Origin of the sequence: Streptomyces sp. NPDC056503 (assembly GCF_042794995.1) — a bacterium.
Lineage (GTDB): Bacteria > Actinomycetota > Actinomycetes > Streptomycetales > Streptomycetaceae > Streptomyces.
In genome coordinates this window covers 1-7,264 of sequence record NZ_JBHTST010000223.1, presented here as the reverse complement: position 1 = coordinate 7,264, position 7,264 = coordinate 1, and the positions used below count along the sequence as shown (strand labels likewise).

Here is a 7,264-nt window from a genome sequence, read left to right as displayed (position 1 = left end):
GCGCTTCCTTCGTTTCCGACTCTATCAGATCTTTCCGATCCGATTTCCTCGGTGCTTTCCGGTCCTGAGTTTTAATTCCTCGGGGCCTTCCGGCGCTTTCCGACTTTATCAGAATCATTTCCGGCTACCTAATCGGCGGCTTTTCTTGATTCGGGATAAAGAATCGGGAGTGAGTCAGACTCTAGTTGATTGCTGCCGAGCTGTCCAGCTCTAGGCAACCATCTGAATCTACCTCCCCGCAGCCACCGTGTCAACGGCTTTTGCGGGCACCGGAGGACAGTATCAGCTCGGCGGGGCCCGTCGCACATCGGCGGGAGTGGCGCGGGGCGCGGGGTCAGGCCGGGAAGGCCGAGGGGGGTGTGTCGAGGTCTTCCAGTTCCACACCGGGGGCGGAGAGGACGACGTCGCCGGCGATGTGGACGGTGTGGCGCTCGCCGGTGTCCAGGGTGCTGACCTGGTACGCGTCCACGGCCAGCGGGCCGTCGTCGGTGGGGTGCGTCTCCGTTCCCAGCAGGGCCCAGGACTGGTCGACGGTGAGGGGGGCGAGGACCGGGTCCGTGAAGGCGACGAGGCGGACGCGGGTCTCCGGGGTGCCGGGGGTGAGGCGCAGGAGGCGGGTCAGGGCGATCAGGAAGGCCGGGGACGTACCGGTGAAGGCGTGGGCGCGGACGTTGCCTTCGGTGGCGTGGGTCCCGGTGGGGTCGGTGCGGACCCAGGTGACGCCGTCGAAGGCGGCGCCCCGGACCTGCCAGCTCGACGCGTGGAGTTCGAGGCGGATGGGGCGGCCGAGCTCGTCGACGGCCAGGTCGACCGAGCCTCGGTGGTCGCCCGCGGGGGTCGTGACCTGGGAGACGTAGCGCCAGCCGGAGGGGCCGGGGGCGCAGTGGAAGTGTTCCTCGCCGAGGGGGGTGTGGTCGTGGGGGTCGTGGAGCGAGTAGCGGCCGCGGGGCATCGCGTGGTCCTCGGGTGGTGGGAGACGGGGGCAGGCCCCCGGCACGGGGTGCCGGGGGCCTGCTGGGTCGTCGCGTCGCCCGGTGGTGTGCCGGGGGACGGATCAGTAGCGGTAGTGGTCCGGCTTGTACGGGCCCTCGACGTTGACGCCGATGTACGCGGCCTGCTCCGGGCGGAGGGTGGTGAGCCGCACGCCGAGCGCGTCCAGGTGGAGGCGGGCGACCTTCTCGTCCAGGTGCTTCGGGAGCGTGTAGACGTCGGTCGGGTACTCCTCCGGCTTGGTGAAGAGCTCGATCTGGGCCAGGGTCTGGTCCGCGAAGGAGTTCGACATCACGAAGGAGGGGTGGCCGGTCGCGTTGCCGAGGTTCAGCAGGCGGCCCTCGGACAGGACGATGACGACCTTGCCGTCCTCGAACGTCCAGGTGTGGACCTGCGGCTTGACCTCGTCCTTCACGATGCCGGGGATCTTCGCCAGGCCGGCCATGTCGATCTCGTTGTCGAAGTGGCCGATGTTGCCGACGATCGCCTGGTGCTTCATGCGGGCGATGTCGGACGCCATGATGATGTCCTTGTTGCCCGTGGTCGTGATGAAGATGTCGGCCGTCTCCACGACGTCCTCGAGGGTCGCCACCTGGTAGCCGTCCATCGCCGCCTGCAGCGCGCAGATCGGGTCGATCTCGGTGACGATGACGCGGGCGCCCTGGCCGCGCAGCGACTCCGCGCAGCCCTTGCCGACGTCGCCGTAACCGCAGACGACGGCGGTCTTGCCGCCGATGAGGACGTCGGTGGCGCGGTTGATGCCGTCGATCAGGGAGTGGCGGCAGCCGTACTTGTTGTCGAACTTCGACTTCGTCACGGCGTCGTTCACGTTGATCGCCGGGAAGAGGAGGGTGCCGGCCTGCATCATCTCGTAGAGACGGTGGACGCCGGTCGTGGTCTCCTCGGTGACGCCGCGGATGTCGGACGCCAGCTGGGTCCACTTCTGCGGGGTCTCGCCGAGGGTGCGGTTGAGGAGCTGGAGGATGTAGCCGTACTCCTCGCTGTCCGCGGTGGACGGGTCCGGGGCGGAGCCGGCCTTCTCGAACTCGACGCCCTTGTGGACGAGGAGGGTGGCGTCACCACCGTCGTCGAGGATCATGTTCGGGCCGCCGGTGGGCGTGTTCGGCCAGGTGAGGGCCTGCTCGGTGCACCACCAGTACTCCTCCAGGGTCTCGCCCTTCCAGGCGAAGACCGGGACGCCCTGCGGGTTCTCCGGGGTGCCGTTCGGGCCGACGGCGATGGCCGCGGCGGCGTGGTCCTGGGTGGAGAAGATGTTGCAGGAGGCCCAGCGGACGTCGGCGCCGAGGGCGACGAGGGTCTCGATGAGGACGGCGGTCTGCACGGTCATGTGCAGCGAGCCGGTGATGCGGGCGCCGGCGAGCGGCTGGGTCTCGGCGTACTCGCGGCGGATCGCCATCAGGCCGGGCATCTCGTGCTCGGCGAGGGTGATCTCCTTGCGGCCGAAGGTGGCGAGGGAGAGGTCGGCGACCTTGAAGTCCTGCTGTGCGGCAGTCGTCATGACTGGTGCTGCTCCTCGTGGGATCGCATGATGAGGGTCGGTTGTGGCGCCTGACACCGCGGTCGAGGCACCTGCGGGCACAGGAATGCCCGGGTGGTTCGCGGTGCAGTCGTCGGAGGCCCTCTCTCCCTCGGCCGGTCCCCTGGGGGACCGCCCGACCGCCATCAGCAGCGACGTCTGGCTCGTCACGAATCTACACCGATCGGCCCACCGGGCGCAGGCCCGTGTGGAGAAGGCCCCCGGGGCGGCGTGATGCGCTCCGGGGGCCTCGTCAGGGTGTTCGACGGGTGGTGCGGGGGTCAGTGGCCGCTGCCGCCGGGGGTGGCGGCCGGGTCCGGGCCGGCCGCGGCGGCGGACTCGCTGTAGACGTCCGGCTCCAGGTAGATGACCCGGGCGATCGGGACGGCGGTGCGGATGCGCTCCTCGGCGGCGTCGATGGCGCGGGCGACCTCGGTGGCGGACTCGTCGTGCCGGACGGCGATCTTGGCGGCGACGAGGAGCTCCTCGGGGCCGAGGTGGAGGGTGCGCATGTGGATGAGGCGGGAGACGGAGTCGCCGTCGACGATGGCCTCCTCGATCTTCTTCACCTCGTCGAGGCCGGCGGCCTCGCCGAGCAGCAGCGACTTGGTCTCCAGGGCGAGGACGATCGCGATGAGGATGAGCAGGACGCCGATGCAGAGGGTGCCGATGCCGTCCCAGACGCCGTCGCCGGTGGCGAGGGCGAGGCCGACGCCGCCGAGGGCGAGGACCAGGCCGACGAGGGCGCCGAGGTCCTCCAGGAGGACGACGGGGAGCTCGGGGGCCTTGGCGCGGCGGACGAACTCCTTCCAGGAGAGGCCGCCGCGGATCTGGTTCGACTCCTTGATGGCGGTACGGAAGGAGAAGGACTCGGCGATGATCGCGAAGACGAGGACGCCGACCGGCCAGTACCAGGCCTCGATGGGGTGCGGGTGCTTGATCTTCTCGTAGCCCTCGTAGATGGCGAACATGCCGCCGACGGAGAAGAGGACGATGGAGACGAGGAAGGCGTAGATGTAGCGCTCGCGGCCGTAGCCGAAGGGGTGCTGGGGGGTCGCCTCGCGCTGGGCCTTCTTGCCGCCGAGCAGGAGCAGGCACTGGTTGCCGGAGTCGGCGAGGGAGTGGACGCTTTCGGCGAGCATCGAGGACGAGCCGCTGAAGAGGAACGCCACGAACTTGGCTACGGCGATCGCGAGGTTGGCGGCGAGGGCCGCCACGATCGCCTTGGTTCCGCCTGACGCGCTCATGGGTCTGCTGTTCCCTTCGTCGATGCTCCGGCCCGGTGACCGTGGCCGTGGTACGGCCGGTCATTGTTGCATCAGGCCACGACGGTGGCGCGGAACACCGTGCCCGCCTCCGAGAGTTCGACGGGCTCGCCGGCGGGCACGAAGACGGATTCGCCCGGGGAGAGGGTGATTTCGCCTGCTTTCGGGCGTCCGGCGGTGGCGAGCAGGATCTGCGGGGTGACGGCCGTCAGGTCGGTGGGGGCGGCGCCCTCGGCGCGTACGAGCCGGGAGAGGCGGAACTCGTCGATGGGGGTGTCGTAGACCTCCTCCCCCGTGGGGGACGCCTCGGGGCGCAGCACGCCGGGGTCGGCGGGCTCGAAGCGGACGACCCGGAGGAGTTCGGGGACGTCGACGTGCTTGGGGGTGAGGCCGCAGCGCAGGACGTTGTCGCTGTTGGCCATGATCTCGACGCCGAGGCCGGAGAGGTAGGCGTGCGGGACGCCGGCGCCCAGGTAGAGGGCTTCGCCGGGCTGGAGCGTGACGTGGTGGAGGAGCATCGCGGCGATGACGCCGGGGTCGCCGGGGAAGTGGTGGGCGAGGACGGCGTACGGGGCGAGGGCGCCCCCGAGCCGTTCGGCGGCGGCGGCGGCCTCGGTGACGGTGTGGGCCGTCTCGACCGGGTCTGCGGTGAGCAGGGCCGTGAGCACCTCGCGGAGGGCGGCCTCCTCCGGGTGGGCGTGGAGCAGGTCCACGTACGGCTTGAGGGAGTCGACGCCGAGGGCGGCGAGGGTGTCGGCGGCCTCGGCGGGGGCGCGGAAGCCGCAGAACCCCTCGAAGGGGGTGAGGGCGCAGATCATCTCGGGCTTGTGGTTGGCGTCCTTGTACATGCGGTGGGGGGCGTCGGCGGGGATGCCGGCGGCCTCCTCGGCGGCGTATCCGGCACGGGCCTGCTCCAGGTCGGGATGGACCTGGAGGGAGAGCGGGGCGCCGGCGGCGAGGAGCTTGAGGAGGAAGGGCAGGCGGGGGCCGAACTTCTCGGCCGCGGCCTGGCCGAGTTCGCGTACGGGGTCGGCCTCGATCAGCTCGTTCAGCGGCCCTCGGGGGGTGAGCGAGGGAGCACCGGGGTGGGCGCCCATCCACATCTCGGCCTGCGGCTCGCCGGTGGGGGCGGTGCCGAGCAGTTCCGGGATGGCCGTCGTGGATCCCCAGGCGTAGGGGCGGACGGTGTTGACGAGGCGTTCCATGGCGGTTCCAGTTCCTCGGGGCGAATGACGGTGACGGTGTCAGACGACAGATGACAGGGGGTGGGTGACACCCGGGCGTCCGGGAACTGGCGGGCGGGTGTCCGGGGGCGTACGCCGGATGGCCCCGGGCGTACGCGGAGGTGGCTCGGGGGCGTACGCCGGTGGCGGCGGCGGGCCCGGCGATCGGCGGTCCGGCGGTCCCGCCCTGACGACCGTCGCCGGGAGCCGGTCGTCAGGGCCGGTCGTCAGGGGCCGGTCGTCAGCGGGCCGGGAGGCCGGGGGACGCGAGGGAGAGGTAGACGGCGGCGAAGTCGGTGACGGCGAGGAGTTCCGCGAGGGTCTCCAGGGCGTCGCCCTCCTCGGGTTCGAGTTCGCTGACGGCGGTCTCGTGGCCGAGGGCGAGTTCGCGGGCGGCGGGAGCGGCGCTGAGGCCGCCCGCGGGGCGGTCGCGGAGGAGGACGACGCGGGCGCGGAGGGCCTGGGGTTCGTCGACGCGGTCGCGGAAGAAGTCGTCGGGGTCGGCGGCCGCGGCGTAGGTGCCCGCGAGGAGGACGCCGTGGGCGGGGAGCGCCTCGGGGAGTTCGGCGGCGAGGGCGGGGAGGCCGGCGAGTTCGGCGAGGACGGCGGCGAAGCGGCGGCCGGCCGGGCCGGCGGCGTCGCCCTCGGTCCAGATCAGCGGCAGCGACTCGGCGAGTTCGGCGGCGAGCGTCTTGGCCGGGTTGGAGTAGGTGGCGATGGCGGGGCCGCAGCGTTCGGCGGTGCGGTCGAGGCGGTCGGCGACCCGTTCCAGGGCCTCGGGCGGGGCTTCGAGGAGGCCGACGCGGTCGAGGAGGGCGAGGAGCGGGGTGAACAGGGCCCAGAGGGCGCCGGGGCTGGCGGAGAGGTTCTCGCCGTACTCGTCGGGTTCCTCGTGCGGGGCCATCGCCATCGGGACGAAGAGGCCGCGGGAGCCGCTGACGGTCTCCGAGAGGGGGGAACCCTCCGGGGCGACGGCGGCGACGGTGATGCCGCGGCGGTACGCCTGCTCGGCGAGGAGCGCGAGACCGGGTTCGGAGCCGTCGGTGGTGGGCAGCAGGAGCAGGTCCACGGGGCCCGCCCAGCCGGGCAGGGCCCAGCGCAGGGCGCCGGCGGCGGGGGCGACGCCGGTGGGCGCGAGGCGTACGACGGGGGCGGAGGCGCCGGCGAGGGCGCCGACCAGGTCGGCGACGCCGGCGGCGGCGGTGCCGGGGCCCGCGACGAGGACGGCGCGGGGGCGGCCCTCGGGGTGGAGGTCGGCGATGCCGGCCTCGGTGGCGTGGCGGACGGCGGTCCTGACCCGGGCGCCGGCCTCGGCGGCGCCGCGGAGCAGGCCGCGGCGGTCGGCCAGGGCGAGGGCGTCCGGTGCGTCTAGCAGGGTCTCGTCCAGCATGGGGCCTCCGGGGCGGTCGCTGTCGGGCGCCGTGGTGCGGGGTGTCGGGCGGGGCGCCCAGGCGTGGGTGCGGGCGCGGGCGTGGTGCGGGTGCTGGGGGTGGGTGTCACGGAGGGCGCCGCCCTGGGGGGGTGCCCACCCGTTCCGTTCTGGGCCCCCCGGGGGGACGCCTGCCCGCGACGGGGTGGCGGGGCCGCGGGGCCGGGGCCGCGAACCGGCCGGCCGAGCGCCCGCCCACTGCCGGGTCAGGCGGGGCGGCGGGCCTCGTCCACGAGGAGGACCGGGATGGCGTCGCGTACGGGGTAGGCGAGGCCGCAGTCGGAGGACGTGCAGACCAGTTCGGGGGTCTCGTCCGCCGTGCGGTCGTGCAGCGGAGCGTGGCAGGCCGGGCAGGCCAGGATCTCCAGGAGGCCGGCTTCGAGCGGCATTGCGGTGTCCCTTCGTACCAGTGAACGGTGCTGGTCAGCCTACCGCCGGGGGCGGGGAGTCGCGGCTCGGCGAGCGGCGGCTCCCCGCCCCTGGCGGGGGTGTCGGACGGGTGTCAGGTGGTGGTGCGGACGAGGGCGAGGACCTCGTCACGGATCTTCGCCATGGTGGCCGCGTCCCGCGCCTCGACATTCAGACGCAGCAACGGCTCCGTGTTGGACGCACGCAGGTTGAACCACCAGTCGGCCGAGGAAACGGTCAGCCCGTCAAGCTCGTCGAGAACGACGCCGTCCTGGTCGCCGTAGACGGCCCTGACCGCTGCGGTGCGGGCGGCCTGGTCGGCGACGGTGGAGTTGATCTCACCGGACCCGGCATACCGGTCATAGGAGGCGACCAGCCCGGACAACGGCCCCTCCTGCCCACCCAGCGCGGC

6 protein-coding genes and 1 pseudogene are annotated in these 7,264 nt (G+C 72.6%); all 7 read right to left on the bottom strand.

What is annotated here, in order from left to right:
* Positions 1 to 334: 334 nt before the first annotated feature.
* Positions 335 to 952, bottom strand: a complete 618-nt coding sequence (locus ACFQ8C_RS35940) for a hypothetical protein (RefSeq protein ID WP_383466018.1) — start codon at positions 950 to 952, stop codon at positions 335 to 337.
* A gap of 102 nt (positions 953 to 1,054) precedes the next feature.
* On the bottom strand, positions 1,055 to 2,509 hold the full coding sequence (gene ahcY / locus ACFQ8C_RS35935) for an adenosylhomocysteinase (protein ID WP_383466016.1): 1,455 nt from the start codon (positions 2,507 to 2,509) through the stop codon (positions 1,055 to 1,057).
* Positions 2,510 to 2,808: 299 nt separating this feature from the next.
* Positions 2,809 to 3,774, bottom strand: coding sequence for a cation diffusion facilitator family transporter (locus tag ACFQ8C_RS35930; protein ID WP_383466014.1), 966 nt, complete (start codon positions 3,772 to 3,774; stop codon positions 2,809 to 2,811).
* Between the two features lie 71 nt (positions 3,775 to 3,845).
* The gene (gene manA, locus ACFQ8C_RS35925) at positions 3,846 to 4,997 is read right to left on the bottom strand and encodes a mannose-6-phosphate isomerase, class I (protein WP_383466012.1); all 1,152 of its coding nucleotides are present in this window, start codon (positions 4,995 to 4,997) and stop codon (positions 3,846 to 3,848) included.
* 259 nt (positions 4,998 to 5,256) lie between these two features.
* The gene (locus ACFQ8C_RS35920) at positions 5,257 to 6,405 is read right to left on the bottom strand and encodes an SIS domain-containing protein (protein WP_383466010.1); all 1,149 of its coding nucleotides are present in this window, start codon (positions 6,403 to 6,405) and stop codon (positions 5,257 to 5,259) included.
* A gap of 245 nt (positions 6,406 to 6,650) precedes the next feature.
* Positions 6,651 to 6,833, bottom strand: coding sequence for a Trm112 family protein (locus tag ACFQ8C_RS35915; protein ID WP_383466009.1), 183 nt, complete (start codon positions 6,831 to 6,833; stop codon positions 6,651 to 6,653).
* Between the two features lie 113 nt (positions 6,834 to 6,946).
* A pseudogene (manB, locus tag ACFQ8C_RS35910) lies at positions 6,947 to 7,264 on the bottom strand (phosphomannomutase/phosphoglucomutase); the annotation flags it as partial.

What these genes read in the sequence shown, in the direction of transcription:
- ACFQ8C_RS35940 (WP_383466018.1), bottom strand. Translation starts at nt 952, where the DNA reads ATGCCCCGCGGCCGCTACTCGCTCCACGACCCCCACGACCACACCCCC.
- ahcY (WP_383466016.1), bottom strand. Translation starts at nt 2,509, where the DNA reads ATGACGACTGCCGCACAGCAGGACTTCAAGGTCGCCGACCTCTCCCTC.
- ACFQ8C_RS35930 (WP_383466014.1), bottom strand. Translation starts at nt 3,774, where the DNA reads ATGAGCGCGTCAGGCGGAACCAAGGCGATCGTGGCGGCCCTCGCCGCC.
- manA (WP_383466012.1), bottom strand. Translation starts at nt 4,997, where the DNA reads ATGGAACGCCTCGTCAACACCGTCCGCCCCTACGCCTGGGGATCCACG.
- ACFQ8C_RS35920 (WP_383466010.1), bottom strand. Translation starts at nt 6,405, where the DNA reads ATGCTGGACGAGACCCTGCTAGACGCACCGGACGCCCTCGCCCTGGCC.
- ACFQ8C_RS35915 (WP_383466009.1), bottom strand. Translation starts at nt 6,833, where the DNA reads ATGCCGCTCGAAGCCGGCCTCCTGGAGATCCTGGCCTGCCCGGCCTGC.